This is a genomic window from Posidoniimonas polymericola, assembly GCF_007859935.1.
In the GTDB taxonomy this organism is placed as follows: domain Bacteria; phylum Planctomycetota; class Planctomycetia; order Pirellulales; family Lacipirellulaceae; genus Posidoniimonas; species Posidoniimonas polymericola.
This window is the reverse complement of record NZ_SJPO01000003.1, coordinates 416,632-443,237: the sequence shown is the minus strand read 5'-3', so window position 1 is coordinate 443,237 and position 26,606 is coordinate 416,632. Positions and strand designations below refer to the sequence as shown.

At 66.3% G+C, this 26,606-nt stretch carries 20 protein-coding genes; 11 read left to right on the top strand and 9 right to left on the bottom strand.

Annotated features, from left to right (window positions below; translation table 11 throughout):
* Window positions 1–47: 47 nt before the first annotated feature.
* Entirely contained in the window at window positions 48–1,136 is a 1,089-nt protein-coding gene (locus Pla123a_RS24525; RefSeq protein WP_197527796.1) for a hypothetical protein, read from the bottom strand.
* A 415-nt stretch (window positions 1,137–1,551) separates the two neighbouring features.
* On the opposite strand from Pla123a_RS24525, the gene Pla123a_RS08530 reads away from it, so the two are divergent.
* On the top strand, window positions 1,552–2,577 hold the full coding sequence (locus Pla123a_RS08530; RefSeq protein ID WP_146585849.1) for a DUF1559 domain-containing protein: 1,026 nt from the start codon (window positions 1,552–1,554) through the stop codon (window positions 2,575–2,577).
* A 24-nt stretch (window positions 2,578–2,601) separates the two neighbouring features.
* Here the strand turns inward: Pla123a_RS08530 and Pla123a_RS08525 are convergent, their stop codons facing one another.
* The gene (locus Pla123a_RS08525) at window positions 2,602–3,231 is read right to left on the bottom strand and encodes a hypothetical protein (RefSeq protein ID WP_197527795.1); all 630 of its coding nucleotides are present in this window, start codon (window positions 3,229–3,231) and stop codon (window positions 2,602–2,604) included.
* A 128-nt stretch (window positions 3,232–3,359) separates the two neighbouring features.
* Window positions 3,360–3,929, bottom strand: coding sequence for a GNAT family N-acetyltransferase (locus Pla123a_RS08520; RefSeq protein ID WP_146585845.1), 570 nt, complete (start codon window positions 3,927–3,929; stop codon window positions 3,360–3,362).
* A 311-nt stretch (window positions 3,930–4,240) separates the two neighbouring features.
* Between Pla123a_RS08520 and Pla123a_RS08515 the strand changes: the two genes are divergently transcribed.
* Window positions 4,241–4,651 (top strand): hypothetical protein, encoded by a 411-nt coding sequence (locus tag Pla123a_RS08515; protein WP_231956360.1) that lies wholly within the window; start codon window positions 4,241–4,243, stop codon window positions 4,649–4,651.
* A 38-nt stretch (window positions 4,652–4,689) separates the two neighbouring features.
* Here the strand turns inward: Pla123a_RS08515 and Pla123a_RS08510 are convergent, their stop codons facing one another.
* The 3 genes from Pla123a_RS08510 to Pla123a_RS08500 all read right to left on the bottom strand — a co-directional run bounded on the left by Pla123a_RS08510 (window position 4,690) and on the right by Pla123a_RS08500 (window position 8,236).
* Window positions 4,690–6,162 (bottom strand): PQQ-dependent sugar dehydrogenase, encoded by a 1,473-nt coding sequence (locus Pla123a_RS08510; protein WP_146585841.1) that lies wholly within the window; start codon window positions 6,160–6,162, stop codon window positions 4,690–4,692.
* Window positions 6,163–6,367: 205 nt separating this feature from the next.
* Entirely contained in the window at window positions 6,368–7,483 is a 1,116-nt protein-coding gene (locus Pla123a_RS08505; RefSeq protein ID WP_146585839.1) for a hypothetical protein, read from the bottom strand.
* A gap of 288 nt (window positions 7,484–7,771) precedes the next feature.
* Window positions 7,772–8,236, bottom strand: coding sequence for a hypothetical protein (locus tag Pla123a_RS08500; RefSeq protein ID WP_146585837.1), 465 nt, complete (start codon window positions 8,234–8,236; stop codon window positions 7,772–7,774).
* 467 nt (window positions 8,237–8,703) lie between these two features.
* Here Pla123a_RS08500 and Pla123a_RS08495 point away from each other — a divergent pair, with 467 nt between their 5' ends.
* Together Pla123a_RS08495 and Pla123a_RS08490 are read left to right on the top strand one after the other, a co-directional pair.
* The gene (locus tag Pla123a_RS08495) at window positions 8,704–9,222 is read left to right on the top strand and encodes a hypothetical protein (RefSeq protein ID WP_146585835.1); all 519 of its coding nucleotides are present in this window, start codon (window positions 8,704–8,706) and stop codon (window positions 9,220–9,222) included.
* Entirely contained in the window at window positions 9,209–10,954 is a 1,746-nt protein-coding gene (locus Pla123a_RS08490) for a DEAD/DEAH box helicase (RefSeq protein ID WP_231956359.1), read from the top strand. Before Pla123a_RS08495 ends, Pla123a_RS08490 begins: the two co-directional genes overlap by 14 nt.
* Window positions 10,955–10,970: 16 nt before the next feature.
* On the opposite strand, the gene Pla123a_RS08485 is transcribed toward Pla123a_RS08490, so the two are convergent.
* Window positions 10,971–11,678, bottom strand: a complete 708-nt coding sequence (locus Pla123a_RS08485) for a nitroreductase family protein (RefSeq protein ID WP_197527794.1) — start codon at window positions 11,676–11,678, stop codon at window positions 10,971–10,973.
* Between the two features lie 137 nt (window positions 11,679–11,815).
* On the opposite strand from Pla123a_RS08485, the gene Pla123a_RS08480 reads away from it, so the two are divergent.
* From Pla123a_RS08480 to Pla123a_RS08460, 5 genes are all read left to right on the top strand, one after another.
* Complete coding sequence (locus Pla123a_RS08480) at window positions 11,816–12,889, top strand: family 43 glycosylhydrolase (RefSeq protein ID WP_146585833.1); 1,074 nt, start codon at window positions 11,816–11,818, stop codon at window positions 12,887–12,889.
* Window positions 12,890–13,132: 243 nt separating this feature from the next.
* On the top strand, window positions 13,133–13,561 hold the full coding sequence (locus Pla123a_RS08475; protein ID WP_146585831.1) for a hypothetical protein: 429 nt from the start codon (window positions 13,133–13,135) through the stop codon (window positions 13,559–13,561).
* Between the two features lie 182 nt (window positions 13,562–13,743).
* Window positions 13,744–14,853 carry a serine hydrolase domain-containing protein gene (locus Pla123a_RS08470; protein WP_146585830.1) on the top strand — a complete coding sequence of 370 codons (1,110 nt, stop codon included), beginning with the start codon at window positions 13,744–13,746 and terminating at the stop codon, window positions 14,851–14,853.
* A gap of 105 nt (window positions 14,854–14,958) precedes the next feature.
* On the top strand, window positions 14,959–17,559 hold the full coding sequence (locus Pla123a_RS08465; RefSeq protein WP_146585828.1) for an ankyrin repeat domain-containing protein: 2,601 nt from the start codon (window positions 14,959–14,961) through the stop codon (window positions 17,557–17,559).
* Between the two features lie 132 nt (window positions 17,560–17,691).
* Window positions 17,692–17,967 (top strand): hypothetical protein, encoded by a 276-nt coding sequence (locus Pla123a_RS08460; RefSeq protein WP_146585826.1) that lies wholly within the window; start codon window positions 17,692–17,694, stop codon window positions 17,965–17,967.
* Window positions 17,968–17,974: 7 nt separating this feature from the next.
* Here Pla123a_RS08460 and Pla123a_RS08455 read toward each other — a convergent pair whose 3' ends face one another.
* Window positions 17,975–19,405: a sulfatase-like hydrolase/transferase gene (locus tag Pla123a_RS08455; protein ID WP_146585824.1), complete on the bottom strand. Its 1,431-nt coding sequence runs from the start codon at window positions 19,403–19,405 to the stop codon at window positions 17,975–17,977.
* An 891-nt stretch (window positions 19,406–20,296) separates the two neighbouring features.
* Between Pla123a_RS08455 and Pla123a_RS08450 the strand changes: the two genes are divergently transcribed.
* Together Pla123a_RS08450 and Pla123a_RS08445 are read left to right on the top strand one after the other, a co-directional pair.
* On the top strand, window positions 20,297–20,989 hold the full coding sequence (locus Pla123a_RS08450) for a PEP-CTERM sorting domain-containing protein (protein ID WP_146585822.1): 693 nt from the start codon (window positions 20,297–20,299) through the stop codon (window positions 20,987–20,989).
* A 369-nt stretch (window positions 20,990–21,358) separates the two neighbouring features.
* Window positions 21,359–24,829, top strand: coding sequence for an FG-GAP-like repeat-containing protein (locus Pla123a_RS08445; protein WP_197527793.1), 3,471 nt, complete (start codon window positions 21,359–21,361; stop codon window positions 24,827–24,829).
* Window positions 24,830–25,150: 321 nt separating this feature from the next.
* Here the strand turns inward: Pla123a_RS08445 and Pla123a_RS08440 are convergent, their stop codons facing one another.
* Complete coding sequence (locus Pla123a_RS08440) at window positions 25,151–26,509, bottom strand: tetratricopeptide repeat protein (RefSeq protein ID WP_146585819.1); 1,359 nt, start codon at window positions 26,507–26,509, stop codon at window positions 25,151–25,153.
* Window positions 26,510–26,606 lie beyond the last annotated feature (97 nt).

The window sequence follows — 26,606 nt, the reverse complement described above, 5'->3', positions numbered from 1 at the left end:
CGGATGAGAAATTCGAGTGAGAAACACAAAGGCACTTCGACTTGGGTTCAGTACAACCGCAACCCGCGCCGCGGTCGCCGGACCGCCAGCGCGCCGCAGAACGTTGCAAGCAACAGGCAGGCCGCTGGTTCTGGCGCGGCGGTTGCGGCGGCCACCCCCGACGCGCCGTAGTTGGAAACCCAGGTGTTGTAGTCGGCCAGGTCGATCGACCCGTTGCCGCTGCCGTCGGCCCCCGATCCAGCGGGCACGGTGTCGCCAAAGGTGTCCCGCCAGACGGTGTAGTCGGCGGCGTTGACCAGGCCATCGTTGTTGTAGTCGCCGACCGTGCCCTCGCTGGGCGCTAGCACGTCGATCTCCCAGATCAGCGGCGACTTGAACGCGGGCGACAGGGCGTCGTCTTCTCCTGTAAAGGGGTTTAAGCCGTCGAATGGGTCGGCCAGCTGCCCGGTGTCATCGTTGTCGACCGCGTAGAACGAGAATTCGAGGTTGGTGACCCCCGAGAGAAGCGTGGAGCTGGCGTCGTCAAAAATGCTCACGAAGGTCGCCGCCTGAGCCGGGTCGAACGGCGAAACGGGGCTGGCGGAGCTGTTGATGCTGCCCGACGGGTCGGACTGGAAGTAGCCGAGCTCCTGGAAGGTGGCGCCGTCGTTAGTGGAATACAGGATCGAGGCCGACATGAAGATACGACCGTCCGAGTTGACGCGGTTTCCAGACAGGATATTGATCTTCCCGATGTCCGACGGCTCGGCCAGCACGTACTCCACAACCTTCACCGGCGCGCCCGACTCTGGCATGTTGCCGCCGACGATGAAGTTCTCGTTGAGCAGGCCCGTCAGATTGCGGACCCCGCCCAGCCCGTCGGTGAACGCGGGCAAAAGGTCGTCGGGGTTGGTGTTGGCGGGGTGCCAACCGAGGTCTCCCGGGTTCTCGTAGACGCCGGGGTCGCCAAAGTTGGGCGGCTCGGCGTTGAGCCCTTGAATCAGGTCGGAGCTTGACAGCAGGTTGTCGAATCCGTCGAAGGTCGGTGCGTGCTGCGTCGCCTGCGACACCGCGCCGAGCGTGCTTGAGACCTGTACGCCGAGCAGGGTAGAGAAAGCAAGGAGCGTACAGAGTCGGTGCGTCCAGTGGTGCTGCACGGGGTTACGCCTTTCGAGTTCGAAACCATTTGCGATAAGAGTTTCGGTGCAGCCGCGACGCCAGGGCCTGCCGACGCGAAGGAAGACAGGACGCTACCCAAAGGAGTGGGCTCGACAAGAAGCAACAATGACAAGTAGCGATGACGCGCGACAACCAAAATCCTAGCGACACTCGCACCGCGATGACAACAAAAATCGGCCACCGATTTGGTATTCGATAGGCAACGGATAGGGCGCCATTCAACTGCACATTGCGAGATGCGTCTTTTCGGCGGCTGAGGTGTGCGCATAGCTATCGATTCGCGTGCGCAATTCGCAGGCTTTCGCTTCGACACGGCCATGGGGATTTGTTAGCATCGCAACATCGTTCGCCCTCACTCATCCTGAACGACCTCCTCTCACCTTAAAGCTCGCTATGCGAAGTCCGTCACGCGGCGCGTTCACGCTCGTGGAGCTGCTCGTCGTTATTGCCATCATTGGCGTGCTGATCGCCCTCTTGCTGCCGGCAGTGCAGTCGGCCCGCGAGGCGGCGCGTCGGTCGGAGTGCAAGAACAACCTAAAGCAGCTCACGCTAGCAATGCTGATGCACGAGAACACCCACAACGCCCTCCCTAGTGGTGGGTGGTTCGGACAGTGGCTCGGCGACCCCGACCGCGGCTTCGACAAGAACCAGCCCGGCGGCTGGATCTTCAACATCCTGCCATTTGTTGAGGAGCAGCAGATCCGCGACCTCGGGACCGGCTTGACCGACCGCCAGAAGTGGCCCGTCTACCAGGAGCGGGACCAGATGGCGCTCGGCATGATGAACTGCCCCACCCGGCGGCAACCCAACCCGTACCCCAACGACCAGGGGCACACGCCGTTCAACTCCCGCCGTTCGCCCTTCCACGCCCGAGCCGACTACGCCGCCAACGCCGGCGACGTGCACTACCTCGAGACCTACGTCGTCTCTGCGTTGGCCTCGAAGCGGGACTTCGACCAAGTGCTCTCGGCGCCTAATTGGCCGCAGAAGCTCTCCTGGACATCGGGAATCGTCACGTCGGGCACGCCGGTGCCGCTGCGGGCGATCTCCGACGGCGCGAGCAAGACCTACGCCCTCGGCGAGCGGAACATCAACTCCAACAACTACGAGGACGGCCACGAGCACGGCAACGACTGGTCGATGTACTGTGGCTTCCAGGACGACATCGTGCGGTCAACCTACTACTTCGACGACGGCAGCGGCTATCCCGAGAGTCGCGTGCCGGTGCAGGACACCCCGGGCCTCGACTTTGAGGACCGCTTTGGTAGCGCGCACCCGGGCGGTTGCCACATGTCATTCGTTGACGGCTCGGTAACGATGATTTCCTACGACATCGACCCCGAGGTGCACCGCCAGAACGGGCACCGGGCCGATGGCGGCGAGCCCCGCGGCGGGACCGAGGACCTGGGGCCGTTCTAATCTGAAGGCGGCATCGGATTCACTCTAGCCGTGCGAGCTGAGCTGGATCTCCTCGAGGGGGCCCATCGCGTCGCGTGAGGTCTCGGCTCCGAGGGCGTCTCCGGCTGGGTACGCCGGCGGCAGTTTATCGCTGGGGTGCGTGACCTTCACCCGGTACGCGCCGACGCACACGCCCCGCAGCCCGCTTGCCCGGTCCTTGAGGGCCGCGGGCAGGTCCTCGGGCGCGACGCTAATCTTCGCCATTCCCGAACGATCGGTGGTGGCCGTGGCCGGCTTGACCCAGTCGGTCATGAAGGCCTCAGGCTCAAAGGTGACCGTCGCCCCCGACAACGGGCGGCCGTCGATCGTGACCCGGACGTCGAGCCGGCGGAAGCCGACGCCCTCCTCTTCCCACTGCGCGAAGCGGTCCTGCAGCTCCTGCTCGCTGACGGCGCCGTCGCTGTCGGCGTCGTAACGGGCAAGGTGCTTCTTGATGGCGGGCGACGCGTCGAGCTCCGCGCCGGCCAGACGCCCGTCGCCGTCGGCGTCGTAGGCGGCGAGGGCCTGTTCGGCCATGCCGGCGGGATCAAACTGCGGCACAACCGCCGCCGGCCGGCCCGAGCAGCCCGCCAGCGTGCAAGCGATCACCATCGGCAAGATTCGTCGGTACTGCATCGGAAGAGGCTCGCGAGAGTTCGTGAGGAGCTCGGCCACAACGCCACGAACGACGGGCCGTGGGTGGATCATATCACAACCGCTACCGACGCGGCGCTGACGGCGCCTGATTTGATTGACGCCAGCAGTCACTGACCCGATGCGACATCGTCACGGACGATAGCGTAGTGCGCCGCGTCCTGCGGCTCGTCGAACTGCGGCTGCCAAACCGCCCGCCGGGCGATGCCCTCGTACCGCATGCCGCACTTTTCCATCACGCGCCGCGAGGCCACGTTGTCGACATGGGCGTAGGCGTTGACGCGCCACACCGACGGGTCGTTCCAAGCGCAGTCGATGACGGCGCAGGCGGCCTCGGTCATCAGGCCGCTGCCGTGCCAGGGGCGGCCGAGCACGTAGCCGAGCATCGCGCCGGTCTCCGTCGGCGTGAGACCAATCGAGCCGCACGGCAATGGGTCGTCGGCCAGGGTGATCGCCCACACGTGCTCACGCGAGCGGCGTTCGGGCGGGCAGTCGCCGGTCACGGTCGCCAAAAAACCCCGCGTCACCTCGACCGACGCGTGGGTCGCCCAGGCCAGGTGGCGGGTCACCTCGGGGTCGCCCGCGTAGCGATCGAAAACCGCCTCGGCGTCGTCGAGGACGAAGGGCCGCAGCACGAGCCGGTCGGTGGTCAGGGCGGCTGGAAACGCGACGGGAGACATCGCATCTAAATCTAACGGTCGCGCCGGCCGCGAGCTACGTTCTTTTTAAGGGGTGGCGCTTAGCTCTTTGCCCCAACGCCCTGAAAAACCCGTCAAATTCACGCGCCCGCTGGCGAAGCCGCCGCCGACCGCCGATGCGCCCTGGGGCCCGCGCTTGACCGGCGGTTTGCGGGCAGGCGACAATACTGGGGATAAACCCTGCTCGCAGGGCTCCAGAGTCAACCTTCCCTCTGGCCCGCGGCGTATCGCCCTCCTTATTCGCAGCACTCGAGACAGGCAGCGTTATGTTTGCGTTACCCACTCAGCGACTGGTGATCCTAGCGTCCGCGTTCGGCCTCTTCCTGGCGGCCGATTCCGTTCTGGCCTACAAGCAGTTTCAGGACGCCTTCGTCGAGATGTACCTCGACGAGCACCCAGACGCCGACTTTGTAAAGATGTGCCGCAAGAAGGCCAAGTGCAACATCTGCCACCAGGGCAAGAAGAAACACAACAACAACCCCTACGGCGAGGCCTTCGTTGGCAAGCTCACCAAGAAGGACCGCAAGGACGAGGAGAAGATCGTCCAGGCGCTGCTGGACGTCGGCGGACTGAAGGCTAACCCCGACGACGAGAACAGCCCGACCTACGCCGAGCTGATCGCCAGCAGCAAGCTGCCAGCCGGCGACCTCGACTCCGTCAAGCAAGAGCCCGAAAACGACGAGCACGACGCGAAGGGCAAGTAGCCCCGCGAAGGCGCCACCGGCTGGCCGCCGACTGCTGTCTACTGGCGGAGCGCGCGGCCGAGGTTCGTCAGCTTCAGCACGATGTCGGGGTTGTTGAGCACCACGTAGACGGCGCCGCTGGGGTCGCAGGCGACGTCGCGGACGCGGCCGGCGTTCTTCAGCAGCACCTCCTGGTGCAGCACTCTTCCCTGGGCGACTACCAGCCGGCGGAGCTCTTCGTAGGCGAGGCCGCCGACTAGCAGGTTGTGCTGCCAGCGGGGGAACTCGTCGCCGACGCAGAACCGCGTGCCGCACACCGCGATCGACGGCACCCAGTACGACACCGGCTGCCGCGTCCCCTCGAGCGTCATGTTCTCGGTGATGATGTTGCCGTCGTAGTTGATGCCGTAGCTGGCGAGGGGCCAGCCGTAGTTCTCGCCCTTGAGGACGAGGTTGACCTCGTCGCCCCCCATCGGGCCGTGCTCGGTCTCCCAGATCTCGCCGGTCTCGGGGTGCACGGCCAGGCCCTGCGGGTTGCGGTGACCATAAGAGTAGACGGTCTTGAGCCCCTGCTTGCCGTCGGCGTAGGGGTTGTCGTCGGGGATGCGGCCGTCGGGCCAGACGCGGTGGATCTTGCCGTTGGGGCGTTGCAGGTCCTGGGCGAGATCCTGGGCGCCACGCTCGCCAACGCCCAGCAGCATCCGCCCCTCGTGGTCGAACGCGATGCGGCTGCCGTAGTGGTGCCGGGTGTCGGAGTACGCCTCGTTTGCCGCCCGGTAGACGTCCTGCGACTCGGTCCACTCGTTGTCGACAATCTTGCCGCGGGCGACGCGGGTCATCGACAGCACCTTGCCCTGGTCGTTCGTCCAGGGGTCGCTGTAGCTGAGGTAGACCCAGCCGTTGTTGGCGTAGTCGGGGTCGAGGGCGACGTCCATGTAGCCGCCCTGCCCCTCCGGCAGGCAATTGGGCGTGCCGCGGACAGGCTCGGGGTTAAGTTTGCCGTCGGTCACCATGCGGAGCCGGCCGGGTCGTTCGGAGATGATCGCCCGGTGGTCGTCGATGAACACGAGCGCCCACGGCGCCTGCAGTCCGCCGTCGATCCACTTAGCGACGCCGACGTCGTAGTGCCGGGTCTCGAGCTTCTCGGGGAGCGGCGGCGGCTCAACGTCGGCGCGGTCCTGGGCCTTCATAATGAAGCCGACCAGATCATTGATCTGGCGGTCGCTCAACGCGTGCTGGTACTCCGGCATGCCGCGCGAGGTGATGCCGAACTTGATGTTGCGGAACAGCGACCCGTTGCCGGAACCGAACTGCCAGACGCCGTCCACCATGCTCTGGGCGCCCGCGCCGGTCAGGTCTTTCCCGTGGCACGACGCACAGAACCGCTGGTAGATCGCCTCGGTCGACTCGTTCTCGGCCGGCTTCGCCTGCTGCTGGGCGGCGGCGATTGGGGCCACGGCCAGCACGAGGCAAGCGACCATCGACAACGCCAATCGGGAGCGCAACGCGGGCATCACTGGCAGCAGTTTCATCGGGCGGGACTCGTCGGTGAGGTTGCGGGACGCGGGTTCTGCCTTGCGTCATCAAGAAGGTGCGTGAGCCCCTATGGTAGTCGACGCCGGGGCGGGATTCTATGCGGGCGGCCGGCGGCGACTTGGGCGTTTGGCCATAAAAAACCCCGGGCTTCCGCCCGGGGCTGTGAGTGCTTGAGGAGCGAACTCGACGACTGCTCCCGACCTAGTAGACCCCAACGGTCGTGCCGCCGGCCAATCGGCTGAACGGGCGGACGCCGGAGATGCCGTCCCAGGGGTAGGCGGCGCACGGCTGCTCGCGTTCGCCCTCGTCCCGCTCGAGGAAGCCGGGGACGAAGAACTCCTTGGTCAGCGTGGTCAGCTTCGAGCGGCCGGTCTCGCCGTAGGGGACCACGCGGTCGGTGTCGTCGAAGTCGACGACCTGCAGCACGGCGCGTGGTTGTGGCGCGTGGTAGGTAATCTTGTACTTGTTCTCCGCCGTGACCGGCTCGCTGCACGCCAGGCCCATCAGGGTGTTGCCGTAGGTCGGTGTCATGTACACGCCAGACTTTTCGGGTGGGCCGCCGAACAGCTCCTCGACGCAGAACTTGGTCCACTGCGGCGTGAACTCGGTGCCGCCGGAGAAGATGCCGGTGACGCCGACCTCGGCCAGGCTCGTGCCCCGTTCTTCGAGCTCCAGGCAGAGCGACTCGATCAGCTTAGGAGTGCCGAACATGCACTTCACGTCGTGCCCGGCGGTCAGCACGGTGATCGCCTGATCGATACAGTGCTTCTTGTACTCCTCGAGGTGATCCATCCAGCCCTTCTTGATGAGCTTGATGACCCACCGCGGGTCGAGGTCGATGCAGAAGCAGATGCCGCCGCGGTGCTGGGCCAGGTGCTCCACCGCCAGCCGCAGCCGTCGCGGACCGCTGGGGCCAAGCATCAGCCAGTTGCTGCCGGGCGGGAAGTACTGGTCCGGCAGCGTGTCGGAGAAATTCGAGTAGTCGGTGCGGAAGTCGTCGATGGCGATGCGGCTCTTGGGGACGCCGGTCGTGCCGCCGGTCTCGAAGACGTACACCGGCTGGTCGGCCAGGCCCTGGGGCACCCACCGGCGGACCGGCCCGCCGCGGAGCCACTCGTCCTCGAAGTCCGGAAACTTATTGAGGTCCTCGAAGCACTGGATCTCGGTGAGTGGGTCGAACTTGAGCTCCCGCTTCTTCTCGAGCCAGAACGGGCAGCCGGTGGCGTCGTTGAAGTGCCAGGCGACGGTCTCGACCGTGTGGGCGTCGAGGTCTTGCTGGGCTTGGTCAACCGCGGCTTGCAGGTTCGCGTCGGACATGGGTGGCGCCGGTAGGGAGGATCCAGGGAATAGGAGACTCGGTAGTCTTGCAACCATAGTCGCCCGGGCAGCGAGTGACAACGGGCTGGGGAGGAGCCCGCCGCTACACCCAGCCCACGCCGCGAGGGGTGGGACCAGCACCTTGGTCTGCGGGGTCGCATCCCTGGCGGGATGGGCTGGGGAAAAGCGGATTCCGCAAGCTGGTTGCAACACCTAAAAAACAACGCCCTGACGATGGCGTCAGGGCGTTGTGATTGACTTGAATTCTTGACGTGCCGGCAACGGTCGCTAGGCGTCGGCCTCGTCGCTGCTGCTGTTGGCACTGAGCTGGGCCAGCACCTGGATCACGCCGTTGAGGTGGGCCAGGCGGGGACCGAAGCGGTCGATGAACTCGCTCAGCATGAACTCGCCGTAGACCAGGTCTTCGCGGTTGTCCATGATCTCTTCGGTCATGCGGTCGAGGTACTCGACCTGAACCTGGCTGAGCGCCTCGGCGGCCTTGCGGCACCGCTTGGCCAGCCGCGGGTTGGCCGACTTCCACTGGTTCAGCTCGTTGGACCGCTGCTTGTGCTGGGCGGCCATCGCGCCGACCAACTCTTCCAGCAGCTCGTTGGTGCGGTCCTGCGCGGAGAGCACCTCGCGGAGCAGCTCGTTCTGTTCTTCCCCGGGGGGGAGCGACGCCTGGGTCGGCGAGCCGGTCGAAACATCGACTTGCGAGAAGAGCGGGGCAAGCGGTTGCTTGTTCTCTGCCATATCGGGGCGGCTTCCTTAGATTTCGACTCGAGTTTGTCGGTTGTTCGGTCGGCGGCGCGGCCGGTCCGGATTGCGGGCATGCGTCTGGCCCAGCGGGGCCAGGGGCGGCACACGGTCGAACCGGGGCGGGCTGTCGGCGACAGCACTGCCGGCTGGTCTCTGCGGCTTGTCTCTGGAATCGGGCTTCTGCTTTAAGGCCGATCTTTTGCTCAAAATGGCTTGTTGACGCAAACACTCGCCTTTTCGCTCAAGTCCTTACTTTAACGGAGGGCGCCTGCGGAATCCAGCGTTTCGCCGCTAATCGGGGCGGTACTTCCCCCTGATTTGCCTCCGATCGCGCCGGTCGCAGCGACTGCTAAAGTCTGTCCGTATCGGCTCCCGATGCTTGAAATGTGCGTGCGGTCGATTACCACCGCTGTGCTGGCGCCGACGGCTACTTGCTCTGCTCCTTTGAAGCCCTACGACTGATGAATGTCACGAACAACGGACGCCGGCCCCCCACGGTGGGGTACCTGGCCGTCCTCGAAGACCCCCAGCTCGGCTTCGCCGGCGGCCTGCTCGTCATCTCGGCCAGCGGGCGGCCGCTGGAGTTCCACTGCTCGACTCCGTTGGCTGTTACGCGGGCGCAGGAGATTCTGTTCGGCACGACGCTCCGCTCGCACCTGTGCGGCGAGCTGATCGCGACCACGCTGCTCAAGACCGCCAAGATCACCCCCACGGTGCTGCTGGTGCAGGACCCGGCGGCCGCCCCGCCGGCGGCCGGCGTGCCGACAATGCTGCTGGCGCCCCCGACCGACGACGCCCAGCCCGCGCCGCGGTTGATCGCCGGGGGCGACTCGGACGCCGCGGTCGCCGAGATCGACGCGCTGCTCGACGCGCTGGTCAACCACGTGGAGCTCGCCGAGCCGTTCGAACGGGTCCAAGAAGCGGTCCGCGAGGCGCAGCGACTCAGCGTGCAGGAGGCCCCCGCCAGTGACGCCGCCTGAGCCCACTCACCCCGCGGCGCCGCAGGTCTGGAGCTTTGACGCCGATCAGCTGCTAATGACGGTCGGCGCTGGCCGGTTCGTCGGCGGCGACCCGATCTCGATCGCGCCGCCGCCGGTCGCCTCGGTGATGGTCGGCGCGCCACGGGTGCGCACCAGCGGCTGTCTGCTGCCGGAGGGGGAGGCGTTTGTAGCGGGGCGGCCGACTCCCGAGCTCCCCGCGCGGCAGAGCCGCGACGCTTCATTGGAGAAGCCACGCCGCTCATCAAAGGGTTCCTCGAAGCACACCCGCATCCGGCCGCCGCGCGATATCGTCAAGCTCTCCGACCGATTGCAGTACCTGCTGCAGCCGCCGCTCGAGTCGCTGCTGGCGGCCAAGAGCCTGCGGTTCCCGTTCCATCCATTCCCGTACCAGCTGGACGGCGTCGCGTTCTTGTACCCGCGGCAGTCGGCCGTGCTGGCCGATGAGATGGGCCTCGGCAAGACGATGCAGACCATCACCACCATCCGCCTCTTGGCGCACAGCGGCCAGGTGCGGCGGGTGCTGCTGATCTGCCCCAAGCCGCTGATCACCAACTGGCGCCGCGAGTTCGCCCTGTGGGCGCCCGAGCTGTCGGTCGTGACGATCGAGGGCGCCACCGAGAAACGCCGCTGGGCGTGGGACAACTCGTCGGCCGTGGTCACCATGACCAACTACGAGACCGCTGTCCGCGACGCCCAGCAGATCCACGAGTCCGAGGCCTACGACCTGGTCGTCACCGACGAGGCCCAGCGGATCAAGAACCGCTCGGGCGCGACCGCCGGCGCGGTCCGCGGCGTGCCCCGCAAGCGGAGCTGGGCGCTGACAGGCACTCCGATCGAGAACAGCCTGGACGACCTGGTCGGGATCTTCGAGTTCGTGTCGCCCGGCAAGCTGCGGCTGGGGCAGTCGGCGCGGCAGATCGGCTCGGCCGTGGGCGACAGCGTGCTGCGTCGCACCAAGGACCAGGTGATGACCGACATGCCCCCCAAGATCGTCCGCGACGAGTACATCGACCTCACGCCCGAGCAGTGGGACGCCTACCAGAACGCCGAGCAGAACGGCGTCTTGGAGCTGGAGGGCATGGGGCAGTCGATCACGCTGCGGCACGTGTTCGAGCTGGTGCTGCGGCTCAAGCAGATCTGCAACTTCGACCCGGCCACCAAGAGCAGCAGCAAGCTCGAGCGACTGGAGGCCGAGCTCGAGGAGGTCGCCGCCAGCGGCCGCAAGGCGATCGTGTTCAGCCAGTGGGTCGAGACCATCGACAAGATCGCCGAGCGGCTCGAGCGGTTCTCGCCCGCCCAGTACCACGGCCGCGTGCCGCACGCCAAGCGGGACGGCGTGATCGACCGCTTCAAGAATGATCCGAAGTGCTCGGTGATCCTGATGAGCTACGGCGCCGGCAGCGTCGGGCTCAACCTGCAGTTCTCCGAGTACGTGTTCCTGTTCGACCGCTGGTGGAACCCGGCGGTCGAGGACCAGGCGATCAACCGCGCGCACCGCATCGGCGCCAAGGGCGCGGTCACCGTCACCCGCTACATCGCGATGGGCACGATCGAGCAGCGCATCGACGAGATCCTCGCCCAGAAGCGGGAGCTGTTCGACAGCGTCTTCAACGACACCTCCGCCCCCCGCAGCTACGGCCTGTCCCGCGACGAGCTGCTGTCGCTGTTCCACCTGCAGTCGCCCGACGGGCGGATCGGCAAGGCGGCGTAGGCAGTCGCCCGCCGGGCTACGCGAGCTTCACCTCGCGGATCCATGCCGAACCTCGCTTGTCGCGCAGCGCGCCCGGCTTGCGTTGCTTCGAGTCGGACATCATCTCGAGGTACTCGACGAACACCGCGGCCAGCAGGCGCTCGCCGGCGGGGATGCCCAGGTACTCGAACGCCTCGGCGCCGCGCAGCTTGCCGCCACTCGACCAGTAGGTGCCCATGCCGTGGGCCGTCAGCAGCAGGAGCAGGTTTTGCACCATTGCCGACGCGGCCGCCAGGTGCTCCTCGTCGCGGATACGTTGCTGCTCGGGGTCAAGGCCCGATCTCTCGGCCGCCCGCGGGTCGTGGAACTCTGGCAACCAGGTGACCAGGACCAGCGCGCTGGCGCCGGCCACCAGGCTTGGCTCCTTGCTCGTGAGTTTGAGCTCGTCGCGCAGGAACAGCGCAAGCGGCCTCAGGTCCTTCGGCCACACCACGTGCGCCCGCCACGGCTCGGCGAGCCCGTCCTGCTGGCGAGGCCCCTGCTGCTGGCGAGGGAAGTGGAACGGCGCCCAGCCGGCGGTTTCGATCGCCGCGAGCACGGTTGGCTTGTGGGCCGCGGCGACCTCTGGCGGGACCGGCTGGTGGTCGTCGACTTCGCACAGGACCTTCTCGGTTCTGCGACGCCTGATTACGTCGGCCACGATCGCGGGGGCGTTGTTGTTCATCATGTTGGTCCGATACGCCATCGGCAGGCGCCGAGTACTGGTGGCTGGGGTGAGGACCGACATCATAAACCGACGCGGCTTGCACACGTAAGCCGCGTGGCGTTCTGCCACACTAAACCGCTCAAAACTCCTCTGATGGTCCCGTAGCTGGTCCCACTATGCCACGCACTCATTCGCTCCTAGCGCTAGTCCTCCTCGCCCTCGCCTGCACCGCCGCGCACGCCCAAGACCGAAGCGTCATCGTGCACGACCCGGTGATCGCGAAGCAGGGCGACACCTACTACCTGTTCGGCACCGGCCGCGGCATCACGGTCCAGTCGTCAAAGGACTTGCAGTCGTGGCAGAACGCGCCCGCGGTGTTCCGAGAGCCCCCGGCCTGGATCAAGGACTACGTGCCCGCGTTCGGCGGCGACCTCTGGGCGCCCGACATCTTCGAGCACGAGGGGACCTACTGCCTGTACTACTCGGCGTCGGCGTTCGGGCGGAATACGTCGGCGATCGGCGTCGCCACGAACACGACGCTCGACGCCGAAAGCCCCGACTACCAGTGGCAGGACCATGGCGTGGTGATTCGCTCGGTCCCGGGGCGGGACCTGTGGAACGCCATCGACCCGAGCGTCGCCATCGACGCCGACGGCACGCCGTGGATGGCGTTCGGATCGTTCTGGCGCGGGCTGAAGCTGGTCAAGCTCACGCCCGACTTGAAGAGCGTCGTCACCGGGCCGCGCGAGGAGTGGCGCACCCTGGCCGCGCGGCCGCGCGACTTCGCCGTCGACGACCGCGACGCGGGCGACGCGGCGAACCCGGAGCTCGACTACGAACGGCTCTACACGCCCGAGCAGCTCGAGCGGAACCGCACGATGCAGAACGGCGCGATCGAGGCGCCCTTCCTGTTCCGCAAGGGCGACCACTGGTACCTGTTCGCCTCGTGGGACCGCTGCTGCCGCGGCGTCCGCAGCACGTACAAGGTGATTGTCGGCCGCGCGGACAACATCCGCGGACCGTACGTCGATCGCGACGGCAAGCTCCTCAGCCGGGGCGGCGGCACGCTGGTCGCCGCCGGCGACGGCCAAAACTGGGCCGCCGCGGGGCACCCCTCGGCCTACACGTTCGACGGCGTCGACTACCTCGTGATGCACGCCTACGACCTGCAGGACCGCGGCCGTCCCAAGCTCCGCGTGCGCCCCATCACGTGGCAGGACGGCTGGCCCGAGATCGAGCTGGGCGAGTGAGCGTGGCCGTTGAAGGTCTCCAATGATGCTGCCGGCTCGGTCAACCTTACCGGCGCCGACCTGCGAAACCCTGCGGGCCCTGCCGACCAGGCGGGTTGGGCGCCCTTAGTTTCTGCCGGCCCGACGCCGAACGGTGGCCCGACCGCTTGACGCGCGGGAATACTTGAGCGGCGCGCCACGCGCCCGTCTGGCTACAGGACCCCGGCCAGACGCCCTCCCCCGCTGTGCAAGGAGAGCCCCGCCGTGATCGCCCGCCTTCCCTCGTTATTGAGCACCCTGCTGCTAGTGTTCGGCCCGCTCGCTACGCTGTCGAGCGCCTGGATGCCGCACTGCCTCGACCCGGTCACCACGTTCACCAACGGCGTGCCGCTGCCATCGACCGACCCGATGCGGACGCACAACGTCAACTACGGACCCGACGAGTACCGCGTCGGCTGCGTGGGCGGGCACTACCACCTCCCCTGCCTGACCCACGCGTTGTTCCCGAACGACTGCTGCGGCTGCCAGCCGACTCCGCCGGACGCGTGTCGCCACCGCGCAGGGAACTTCGAATCGATCGAAGCCGAAGGGGTCGTCACGCTCGGCAACCTCCCCTCACCGATGTTCGGCGGCGGCGGGGGCGGATCGGTCGGCGTGAACCCAGCCGCCAAGGGCGGGTTCCTCGGCCGTTGACCGGAGTTTGCGTCTGGAGGCATCAGCTCGCAAGAGCAGCGGAGCCGCCTTTCTTAAGAATCTGACCGAAACACTGTCCCCTTTGGGACGGTGACCGACAACTAATTCTCGTCGCTAGGCAGCCCCACGAGCGGGCGCCTGCAGCGGACTTGGACGAGAATAGTCTTACCGGAGTCGGTCTTATGAGGGTGATGGTAGTTCTGCTGCTCGTTCTGAGCAGCCACGAGGCGGTTGCGCAGGATTTCAATCGGCTGACGACGCTGGCAAACGCCACGCTGGCCGGCATTGGCGTCGACGAGGCCGTGCCCGGCTTCGAGATCCAATTGATGCAGGACGGCCAGGTGCTGTACCACCGGGCGTTCGGCTCCTGGACACTCGGCCAGCCAGCCAAGGTCGACAGCAGCACCAAGACGCTCAGCGGGGCGCTGGTGATGTCGCTGGTCGACAGCGGCGAGTCCGGCTTCTCGCTCGACAGCCGCCTGGCAGACTTCCTGCCGTCGTTCGACAAGCCCGGGTACCGCGACATCACCGTCCGCCAGGCGTTCTCGCACTCCTCGGGCCTGCCGGCCGAGGATGTCGGCGGCGCGGTGCTGCTGGCGCCGAACATCACACTCAACCAGGCGGCCAACGTCATCGCCCAGATGCCGCTGGAGCACGGCCCGCCCGGCTCGACCTTCGGCTACGGCGGCCTGTCGATGCAGGCGACCGGCGCCGCGATGGAGGTCGCCGCGGGCATGCCGTACATCGACCTGTTCGACGAGCGGATCGCGACCCCGATGCAGCTCGCCGAAACCCGGTTCTACATCGCCAGCGATGCAAACCCGCGTGTCGCCGGCGGCATCGAGTCAACCGCCGCCGACTTTGGCCGCGTGATGGACATGCTGCTCAACGACGGCGTCGATCGTACGACGGGGCAGCGGATCTTGTCGGTCGCGTCCGCCCGCGAGATGCTCACCCGACAGACCAGCGACGCGCAGCCGATCGCCGCCTCGCCGGTCGAGAACAACCGCTACGGCATCGGCGTGTGGCTCGACCAACTCGATCGGTTCGGGCCGCCGGCCAACGCAATGGCGGGCGGCGCCCGCGGCTTCCACAGCTGGATCGACGCTTCCGAGGGCCTGGTGTTCACCTTCTCGACCGACACCACCCGGTTCGCCAACCTGCACGACATGGCGTCGCGGATGCACGCGGCCGTGCTGGCCGACCTGGTCCCCGAGCCGGGGGCCGCGGTGCTGCTGACGCTCGGCTTCTTGTCGATTCTTCAGCGGTGGCGATTCCAATCGGCAGTGTAAATCCACGGCGTGCGGACGCAGACGTTCAAACACCACCTGAGCGCCCGTGCCGCGTTCGGCTATGATACTGGCTCGTGATCGCTCCGTGAGCCAGAGGTCAACGGCATGGGCAACCTTCCACTGCAGCACGCAGCATCGATTGGGGATGTGTCAGCGGTCAAGTCGCTGATCGCCGCGGGGCACGACATCAATGAGCAGGGCGAACCGCTCTCCAAGCAGGAGCTGAAGTCGCTCGGGGGGCTGCTGAGCGAAGCAAGCGTCAAGTACGCCGCCGAGGCAATCGGCCGGCCGTACGATAATACGCCGCTGATGGCGGCGATTAGCGAGGGGCACTTCGAGGTCGCCAACCTGCTGCTCGACGCCGGCGCCAACGTCAACCTGGCCGACAGCCTGCGGCAGACGCCGCTGATGCTCGCGATCCGCTGGAAGCATGTCGAGCTCGCGGAGCGACTGATCGCCGCCGGCGCTGACCTGGACGCGAAGGACGCGGCCGGAGCTCCGATCCTGACTCAGGCAATCGATAAACATGCCTGGGAGATTATCAATCGACTGCTAGACGCCGGCTCCAATCCCGATCCGCCGGCCAAGACTCTCAGCATCCCAATTATTGCAGCAGCGATCATCGACTCCGCCGAGGCTTTACCGTTAATCGCGAGTCTCCTTGATCTAGGAGCCAAGCCCCACAACTCGCTGCCGCTCGCCAAGGCGATTGAGCACCACGACATGCCCCTGGTTGTTCGCCTGGTTGAGCTGGGGTCTCCGCTTACTGCCGCTCTTTGGAGCAGCGATTCGCTCCACGTAGCAGCATGGCATGACAACTACCAGGCTGCGCGCTATCTTCTCCGACTCGGAATGGGCGTTTCCGAAGTGGACGGGGAAAGCGGGCTGCTCTCGCTGCTTGTCTCAAAAGACCAGGATCAATCCGAAGTTGTCTCCATGGCGGAGGAGTTTCTTGCGGCCGGCACCAGAGTAGATCATCGAAGCCGCGAAGGCCAGACAGCACTGCATTCGGCGGTCAGCTACGGCAAGCCCTACTTTGTCCGGTGGTTGCTTGAGCACGGGGCAAACGTCAACCATTGCGATGGCTACCGCACGCCGCTGGATGTCGCGTTATCCCAACGCGATCAACATGAGGATATTCTAGCTAGAGCCAAACGCGACAAGACTCGGTTCGCCGAGGCATTCGAGAACTCCAGCTCTGAGCTCAATCGAATTTCGCCAATCATTGAGATACTAGAAGAGTTCGGCGCCCGCCGTGCGGACGAGTCGATGCAGTCCTCGGGCGAGGGCAACCCGGTGCTCGCCACCCCGCTGGCAGAACGACGCGGGCTGTGCGACGCCACGTTCTTCAAGGCCCACCAGGTGCTGATCAAGGCCGACATCGACAAGGTCGCCGCGATGCTGCAGAAGGACCGCGGCTTCGAGCGCGTCGAACGGGATGCTCTGTCCCGCGGCGACGATCTGCCGCGTCCAACGGCCGATGTGCTCGCACTGGTGAAGCTCAAGGGGCAGCCGTGGGTGTACGCGACGGGGCGCCGGCCGCGGGGCGACAGCCCGATGATGAAGTGGAGCAAGAAGCTCCGCGGGCCGGTGCTGCACGCGGGCGAGGAGAGCGTGTCCGGCGTGGTCTACTACGCGCTGTACGACCGCGGCGAGTGCGTCGAGGCGTTCGAATCGGACGGGCAGTGGTTCCACGGCGGCGTCGAGATCGACCCCGAGGTGCACGACGAGTCCGACCGGATGCAGGGCACGAGCTTCAGCTCGCTGCTGCGGGACGAGGAACAAATCGACTGGTCGGACTACGAATCGGAGTGGGAATTCCTCGACCGCTTCCTCCGCGAGCAGGACGCCTACCTGACATTCATCCAGGCCATCTTCCCCGCGGACGGAACCCCGCTGGAAGTGCACGCCTACAACCCCGACGAAGAGGCCACCGACGCCATCGAGCGGGTCGACCTCGCCTACTACAAGCCCACCGAGGCGGAAGCACGCGCGGCGAAGGCAATCGCGGAAGCCGACAAGCGTGGCGGCGTGGTGGACCCACTCCTGGAGGCCATCCATGAGAATGATCTTGAGGCGGCGAGGGCGGCAATAGAAGCAGGTGTCGTCTTGAACGATTTGCCGATTCAGAGCAACGACTCTTACCTCGAAATCTCGCTCAAGTACGCAATCATCAATCGCAGCCAATCGATTGTTGACATGCTGATCGACCGCGGCGCCGACCCGAACTTTGGCGGGCGTGATCGCCCTCTGCCCGCTCTGATGAGTTTGCCGAATCGCGACTCCTTGCACATGCAGATGGTGCTGAAGCTGCTGGCATCGGGGGCGGACGTCGACAGCAGGACTCCCCCAGGGAATGCCAACCCCTTCATTCCGTCCGCCCAATCCGCCCTGCACAAGGCGGCTCAGAACAATTGGCCCCACTATGCAAAGCTCTTGCTCAGACACGGCGCTGACATCGAGCTGCGGGACGACTACGACCGCAGCCCGCTCGACACGGCGAGGGCACGGCTCAAACAGGTCAAGATGGACCGCCTGAAAGATGTCCCCTGCTTCACGCATGCACTCGATGAGCAGCTCGCTCAGGAGGTGGTCGATCTACTCCAGGCGGCAGAACGGGGGGAGCTCGACATCAGCACCCTGCCAAGCGATGGAGAGTTGCTCGCCGCCGAGGAGCAGCTGCAGCAGCAACTCCGCGCCGACTGACCCCGCCCCGAAGGGTCTCGGCGGCTGGGACCAGTTTTTTCCTTCCCCCGGTAACACCTCGCGGGAGCCAGCGTACAAGGAGTCGAACGCCCAATCAGGGCGGAAACGCCACCACGCCCGGAGAACCCACCGATGCCCACCCGCAATCTCCTGCTGCCCGCCGCCGTCGCGGCTCTCGCGCTGTCGTTTCTCGCCCAAGACGCGGAGGCCGGCTGGGGCTGGCGCCGCCGGGCGTTTGTGAGGCCGGTGGTCGTGCGGCCGGTGGTAGTCGCCAAGCCCGTGGTGATCGTGAACGGCGTGCCGGCTGGCTACTCGGGCATCAGCGCCGGCGAGTACCAGTACTTCAAACGCCGCGACGACTGGTACAACAAGGCCTACAACGGCTTCCGCCCGAGCGACTTTCGCTAGAGGCTAGCTACTCCAGCTCCGGCCCGCGGTCGGTCGGCATCGACGCGTTCCACTCGAGGGCGGCGTCGGTTAGGCGCTGAGTCACCTCGGGGTAGTCGCTGGCGACATTGTTCCCCTCGCCGCGGTCGGAGCCGAGGTCGTACAGCTCGGGCGCCGTGCCGTCGTACTCGCAGAGCAGCTTCCAGTCGCCCTCGCGGACCGCCAGGTCGGGCAGGTCCTTGAAGCGTGCGAAGTTGTTGCGGTCGGGCGGGCGGCGGAAGAATAGCGGCGCGCTGCGGGACTCCTGCGACTCGCCGCGGAGCACGCCCGGCAGTGGCTCGCCGTCGAACTGCTCGAGCATCGGCGAGTCGACGCCGGCGAGCGCGAGCACGCTCGGCGCGATGTCGAACGCGGCGAAGACCGAGCTCTCGTTGACCGCGCCACGGACGCCCTCGGCGAGCACGCCGGGGCCCCAGGCGATCATCGGCGAGCGGACGCCCCCCTCGTACAGCGTGCCTTTCACGCCGCGGTAGGGGCCGGCTCGGCCGGCGCCCGGCTCGGGGCCGTTGTCGCTGCAGAGCAGGATCAGCGTGTTGTCGCGGAGGCTCGGCCGCTCGCGGATGTAGTCGAACAGCTCGCCGAGCTGCTGGTCCATCGCGTCGAGCACGCCGTGGTACAGCTTGCGCTTGCCGCCGTCGCCGCGGAGGGCCTCGGGCGGAAAGAACGGCGAGTGCACGTCGTCCGGCCAGACGTTCGCGTAGAACGGCTCGCCGCGGTGCTCGGCGGCGCGGATGAAGTTGATCGCGGCCTTGGTGAACTCCTCGGTGACGTACGCGCGGTCTCGCCAGAAGATCGGGCCGCGGCCCAGGTTGTCGGAACCCAACGCGTGCGGGTGCGGCGGCTTGCCGTTGTGCGGGTCGCACATCGGCAGCACGCGGGGGCCGAGGCCCTCGAAGTTGGTGAGCGACTCGCCGAATCCGTAGCGGAGGATCAGCGGCGCCTCGCCGACGTCACGCTGACCGCCGAGGTGCCACTTGCCGAAGTGGCCGGTGGCGTAGCCCGCCTCCTGCAGCGCCCGGGCGAGCGTCGGCGCCTTGGGGTCGAGCCAGTCGGCCACGCCGCGGCGTTTGTTCTCGCGGCGGCTGGCCAGGTAGGACGTAATGTTGTGACGCTGCGGGTACTGGCCGGTGGTCAGCGCGCAGCGGCTCGGCGAGCAGATCGGCGAGTTGACGTAGAATTGCGTGAACCGGATTCCTTCTTCCGCCAGGCGGTCGATGTTCTCGGTCTCCGGTCCTGGAGGGTCGGCCTCCTGGCCGCCGAAGCACGAGAGGTCGCCCCAGCCCATGTCGTCGATGAACACCATCACGATGTTGGGCCGCGCCGGTCCCTGGGCCGTCGCTATGGGGGCGGCACCTGCGAGCAGGAAAGCGGCGAGGAGACAGACTCGGTGACTGAGCATGCGATCGACTGGTGTCTTGTCGTAGGAGAGCAATGTCCGGAGCCTGCACTGTACCCCGTGCAACGCCGCTTCAAAACGCACTGCTGGCGACTCAACTCTGGCTGGGCGGGACACGCCTTCCCAACCAAAATAGGCCTCCGAGCTGTCCGAAACAAGCGTTCCCCCTCAATGCACGATCACGCGGTGTCAAGAAGCACACATCCCCCTCGCGCTGCAGCGCCGAGTCACGAGTCGAAACGTGGCGCCTGGCAGGGCCTGTGAAACTGCTACGAGCGCAGGTTGGATAGCGAGGCGTCGTGGTGGCGTCCGCTTTTCGGCAGAACATCGGCACGCCCAGTTTGACAAAGCCGCAAGACGAAACCAGGGCTTGTTGCGGCTCGCGTCCGAGTCGGCGAATCCCCGCCCCCCGTCCGAGTCGGCGAATCCCCGCCCCCCGGTTGGAGGAGTATCACTTCATGATGAGCAAACTGCGGCTAGGAAGGCTCCACTAGGCAGAACGGCTTCGATCGGCAGAGGGCAAGAGCGGAGGAAATCTGCCGGATTCAATCCTCCATCAGCCCGTTGTGCCGCCTGAGTTGGACTTTGGAGATACCGTGCTGCCTGACTGAAAGCGTGAATAATCCTACAAAAAACCAAGAAAAACAAGAAACCGAATTGAATCTGGGCAAGCTGCTGTGTATTCTCATCGGGGTTCTCAGGTCCGTGGGTGCGACGCTAACCCGTGTCCTCCCCAATACTTTTCTCCGCTGTTCTTGGCGTTTGTCTTAGTTAGCGTGCTGCTGCTGAATGCTTGCGCTCGGCGCCGTCATGGCAAGCTGGCGGAAGCCAATTAGCTCCGGGTTTATAGCCCATGCATCCTGGTAGTCTCTCTTTTTGAAAGGGCTTTGTCTCATGAGACGCGTACTCTTCCTCTTCTCTTTCCTAGTGCTCGGCGCCGCTGCTTCCGCGGTTCACGCCGACTCACTCGCACTAAATTTTGCCGCTGACGACCCGGACACCGCAACCGCGACGGTCACCCAAGCGGCAGGCGTGCTTGGCACGGAAAACTGGAACAACTTCACCGGGGCCACGGGCTCTGCCATGGACCTCATGAGCGGCTCCGGCGCAGCCACCTCAGCCTCGGTCGAGTGGACCTCCGCCAACACTTGGCGCAGCGGCGCCCGCGATCAGGGCGCCGGCGGCGACGCCCAGTTGATGAGCGGGTATCTCGACTACGACGATGACCCCCTCACCCCTCCGGTCATTACCGTAAGCGGCGTTGATGGCGCGTTGGGGAACCCGGCGTACAACGTCTACGTCTACGTCCAGGGCGACAGCGACCAAGCCCGCGGCGGTGAGTGGACGGTCAACGGCGTCACCCAGTCGCTGACCGACTCTGATCCGTTCACGACCTTCGTCGAGGGCGAGAACTACCTGCTGTTCACCGGCGTTACCGGCGATGTGATCAACGTCACGTCGGGCGGCGCCAACACGTTCCGCGCACCGATTAACGGCATTGAGATCGTTGGCGTGCCTGAGCCGGGCAGCCTGGCGCTGGTGAGCCTCGGCGTGCTTGGCCTAGGTGGCTACGTGCGTCGTCGCTAGTACGGTCGTTGACGAGAACGCTCGTCAACGCAAGACTGACTACTTCTACGAGCCCCATGGCTGCCGCAGTCATGGGGCTCTTTTTTTCCCACTACAATGGCCGCTGAGCTGCGAATGCAAGAACCGTCGAGCACCCGGGCCGACCGTCCTCGCGTACTGTGGATTGCCGCGGCCCTGACGATCCTGCTGGGGTGCCACAAAGCTGACCCGCCGCAATCGCCCCCCGTCCAAGACGACGCCCCAGAGCCTTCGCGTGCGAAGGGCTCCCCCGCCTACAGCCCGGGCGTTGAGGGCGAGCCCCTGGCGCCAGCCGCAGCGGGCTCCGGCCCCCTCTTCCGACTAGTAGATCCGAATGCTTCGGGCGTGGACATGACCCACCCGACCGACACGTCACACCCGATGAAGCGGCTGTACTACTCGGGGTTTGCGGGCGGCGGCGTGGCGATCGGGGACGTGGACAACGACCGCCGCCCCGACCTGTTCATCACGAGCGGCCCGGGAGGCAACCGGCTGTACCGGCAGACCGGGGACCTAAGATTCGAGGACGTGACCGCCCGCGCGGGAGTCTCGGGCGGCGAATCCTGGGGCGCGGGCTCGGCGATGGTCGACATCGACGCCGATGGCGATCTCGATCTCTACGTCTGCAACTACGATTCTCCCAACCAGCTCTATCTTAATCAGGGGGACGGGCGGTTTGTCGAGGGCGCTGCGGAGCGTGGCCTGGACTGCGTCGATGCGTGCCTGACGCCTGCTTTCTGCGACTTCGACGGCGACGGGGACCTCGACCTCTACGTGCTTACCAACCGGTACTACCGCGAGGGCGGGCGCCCGGCGGCCTCGCCGGTCGAGTCCCGCGGCGGCCGCCTGCAGATCAAGCCGCAGTTCCGCAAGTACTACGGGCTTTGGCGCCAGCCGAACGGGCGAGTCGGGATCGAGGAGGTGGGCAGGCCAGACCGTCTGCTACGGAACAACGGCGACGGCTCGTTCACCGACGTGACCCAAGACGCAGGGGTCGGGGCTCCTGGCAACGGCTTGTCGGTCGCGTGGTGGGACTACGACGATGACGGCGCGCCGGACCTCTACGTCGCCAACGACTTCAACGACCCGGATCACCTGTACCGGAACAACGGCGACGGGACCTTCACCGACGTCTTGCGAGAGGCCGTGCCCCACACGCCATGGTTCTCCATGGGGTCCGACGTCGGAGACATCAACAACGACGGCCACCTCGACTTTATGGTCGTGGACATGGCCGGCATTGGTCGCCGCACGCGTCTGACGACCATGGGCGCGATCACCGACGAGCGGCTCCGCGCCGTCTCGGGCCCCCCGCCGCAAGTCATGCGGAACGCCCTGTACGTGAACTCGGGCGCCGGCCGTTTCCTGGAAGGCGCGCGTCTGGCGGGACTGGCCGAATCGGACTGGAGCTGGGCCGTCAAGCTCGCCGACTACGACAACGACGGCCGCCTCGACGTCGCGATCACCAACGGCGTGACGCGGAGCTACAACGACTCCGACATCCCCTTCCGCACGGACATGCTCGTCGGCCGCACGATGTGGGACGTGTACGAGGACACGCCGCCGCGCCCCGAACAGAACCGCGCGTTCCGCAACCTTGGAGACCTCCGGTTCGAGGATGCGTCGCACTCGTGGGGATTCGACCACGTCGGGATGAGCTACGCCGCGGCGCACGGCGACCTCGATCGCGACGGCGATCTCGACCTGGTCGTCGTGAACTTGAACGAACCTGTCAGCATCTACCGGAATGAGTCGTCCGCCGGGCGCCGCCTGCTGATCCGCCTGCGAGGCGGCGGGGCCAATACCTACGGGATAGGAGCGAGAGTCACTATCGAGACCGCCTCCGGCGTGATGGTCCGCGAGTTGAGTCCGCAGACCGGGTTCCTGTCGAGCAACGAACCGTTGCTCCACTTCGGACTGGGCGACGAGTCCCGGGTCCGAAGCCTGAGAGTCGCGTGGCCCAGCGGGCGCGTCCAGGAGTTCCATGGTCTGGACGCGGACCAATGCTACACGATCACCGAACCTGCGGGAGCGTCCCGCCCCGCCGACAAACCGGCACGGGCGACGATGTTCAAGCAGACACGCGCCCTCGCCCCGCTGCGCCACTTCGACAAGCCGTTCGACGACTACCGCGTGCAGCCGCTGCTTCCACAGAAACTATCGCAGCTTGGCCCCGGCGTCGCCTGGGGGGATGTTGACGCCGATGGCGATGACGACCTCTACTTCGGCCAGGGAGCGGGCACGCCCGGCGTTCTGATGATCAACCTCGGCACCGGGGACTTCATGGCGCGGCACGAGCCATTCCGCGGCGGCAAGGCGAGCGAAGACATGGGCGCCCTGTTCTTCGACGCCGACAATGACCTCGACCTGGACCTCTACGTTGCTAGCGGCGACTACGGCCAGACCCCCGGCGCTCCCGAGCTCCGCGACCGCCTGTACCTGAACGACGGAAGCGGCCATTTCGCCGGAGCGCCGGAAGGGACGCTCCCCGACCTGCGGGACAGCAGCGGGTGCGTGGTCGCCGCCGACTACGACCGGGACGGCGACCTCGACCTTTTTGTCGGCGGCAGGCTTGTCCCGGGCGAGCACCCGCTAACCCCGGCAAGTCGGCTGCTCCGCAACGATGGCGGGCGGTTCGTCGACGTGACGGACGCCGCAGCGCCGGGGCTCTCGAGAGCCGGGCTTGTGACCGGGGCCCTGTGGTCCGACGCCGACGGGGATGGCTGGCTCGACCTGCTGGTGACACGCGAGTGGGGCCCGGTAGGCCTCTGGCGGAACGTCGAGGGTCGCCTGGAAGAGCGGACCAGCGAAGCGGGGCTCGAACGCCGCACTGGGTGGTGGAGTTCGATCGCCGGACGTGACCTCGATGGCGACCAAGACATCGACTACGTGGTCGCCAATGCTGGGCTCAACACGAAGCACCAAGCGAGCCGCGAGGAGCCGTTGCAGCTGTTCTACGGCGACCCAGATGGGCTCGGACGCAACGTCCTGATCGAGGCCGCCTACGAGCGCGGCGTGCTCTTCCCCACGCGGGGCAAGTCAGCGCTCGCCGCGGCGTCTCCGCTGATAGAAGACCGGTTCCCAACCCACCTGGATTTCGCGTCCGCGCCGCTCGACGCGGTCTTTTCACCCACACAACTCAATAAGGGGACACGGCTGTCGGTGAACTGCCTCGCGTCCGGCGTGCTGGTCAACGACGGGTCCGGCAAGTTCCAATTCGCCCCGTTGCCGCGTCTTGCTCAGATCGCCCCGACGTTCGGCGTCGGGCTGACCGAGCTGGACGGCGACGGCCACGCGGACCTCTGCCTTGCCCAGAACAACTACGCGCTGCACCCCGAGACCGGGCGCGCCGACGGCGGCGTTGGCCTGCTGCTCACGGGAGCCGGCGACGGAAGATTCTCCACGGTTTGGCCAGACCAGAGCGGCCTAATCACGCCGGGAGACGCCCGGAGCCTGACGATCGTCGATTTGAACAACGACGCCTGGCCCGACCTGGTCGTCGCACTCAACAATGACGAGGTCAAGACCTTTGAAAACCGAGGCTCAGCCGAGAACCGAGTATTGACGATCCACCTCCGTGGCAGCCAAGAAAAACCGGTCTCATGTGGGGCGCGGGTCACGCTGAAAACGTCGGACGGCAGGACCCAAACCGCTGAGACCCACAGCGGTTCTGGCTACCTGTCACAATCAACCGGCGCGCTCGCCTTCGGGCTAGGGGAGTCGGCGACAGTCGAAGTGATCTCGGTCCGCTGGCCCGACGGCCAGACGACCCAACACACCACCGCGACAGAACACGGGCGCCTGGAGCTCACACGGCCATAACCGTTAGGAATGAACGCAGGGCTGAGCAGCCGCCTGCGCAGCGACCGCAAGCGTCACAGATTAACACGCTACCGACCGCAGGATAATGCGAACCCGCCAGAACCGGAAGATTCCTCTCACCCCAACGACCCGGCCGGCCGATACTTAAAACCAGGAAACGGGAGGGCGAGACACGCTCGCGTGTGTCTTGCTTCAGGATAAAGGTCGTGGCAGGACGACGGATCGACCTGCCACGACCTTTTTATTTCTACTTGGGCTTTCCCGGTCGGGAGCGCAGCCGGCTTCCGGCGGCGAGACCCCGTTCGGGAAGCGGCTCGCCGGCTACAGGCTGGCCAGCATCTTCTCGGCCTCGCCACGCTTCACAAAGATGTGCCGCGTGTCCTCGAGGGCCTGCGTCAGCAGCTTCTTGGCGCCTTCCTTCTGATTGTTGATCATTAGGATCTTGGCCAGCAGCAGGGTCGAGTCGGGGTCGATGTTGCCGAGCTTCAGGTTCTGCAGCAGGCTCGACGCCTGGCGGGCCTGGCCGTTCTCGTACAGCGACCACGCCAGCGTGATGTTGGTGTCGGGGTTCTCCGGGGCCAGCTTCTGACTGGTCGCGGCGAAGCTCAGCGCGCGGAGCTTGGTCTCTTCGACAGAGCTCTCGATCAGGGTCAGCGCCAGCTGCCCGTAGGCGACCGAGTTGGCCGGCGCGAGCGAGACGGTCTTGATCAGGTTCTTCTCGGCCTGGTCGAGGTCGCCCTTCATGCGGGCCGCGACGCCGCGCAGCAGCCACAGGTTGGGGGAGTCCGGGTGCGTGCTGAGACCCGCCGCCAGGACCTTCTCGGCCTGCTCGACCTTGTCCTCACGGAGCAGCGCCTGGCCGTACGCGACCAGCACCGACTCGTCGTCCTTGGCGGACTTGTAGGCGCCCTCGAAGTACTGCATAGCCTCCTTCGACTTGCCCTGGCTCTCGAAGGTCTTGCCGGCCGCCACGTACGGGTGGTCGAGCTTGTCGTTGAGCTTGCGGGCCCTGTCGAACGCGGCCAGGCCTTCCCGGGCGCGTGGCGGCTCCATCACGAACAGGATCTGCCCCTGGGCGAAGTTCGCGGCGGCGTTCTCCGGGTCGACCTCCAGCAGGGCCTTGAGGTCGGACTCGGCCTGGTCCCACTTCTTGCGGGCCTGGGCGATGCGGGTGCGGCCGCTGTAGGCGCGGATCTGGAAGTCACGCTTCCGCTTGGCGTTGCTGTCGAACTCGTTCATCAGCTTGACCGCCTTGTCGAACAGCGCGTCGGCCTCGATGGTGCGGTTGCCGCGGATCGCCTCCTCGGCGAGGATCAGGTACGGCTCGGGGTCGTCGGGGGCCTCGGTGATGCAGTCCTCCAGCGCCGGGCGGATCGCCTTGGAGTTGCCCGCCAGGGCGTGCATCTTGGCCAGCATCACGGCGACCGGCGGCAGCTTGGGGCTCTTCCGCTTGGCGGTCTCGAGGAAGGTGCGGGCGGCGACGATGTCGCGGTTGCCGTAGCGCTCGATAGCGTTCCCGACGTCCGAGTAGCGCGAGGAGTCGGCGTCCGAGACGGCGTCTCCGATGAGCGCCTCGTTGGTGATTTGGGCCTGCGCGGCGCCGGCCAGCAGCGTCGCGGCGATCGCCACGGCCGCGGCGTGTCGGAGGGCCGGCAGCAGCGGGTTGCAAAGAGAGTTCATCGGGGTCACCTGGGTTCCGTTGTACGGGATTCTGAGCGGTTCTGCCTGCGGCCCCACCGAGAAGAGAAACGGGGCGACGCGGAACGGGTCATTGTAA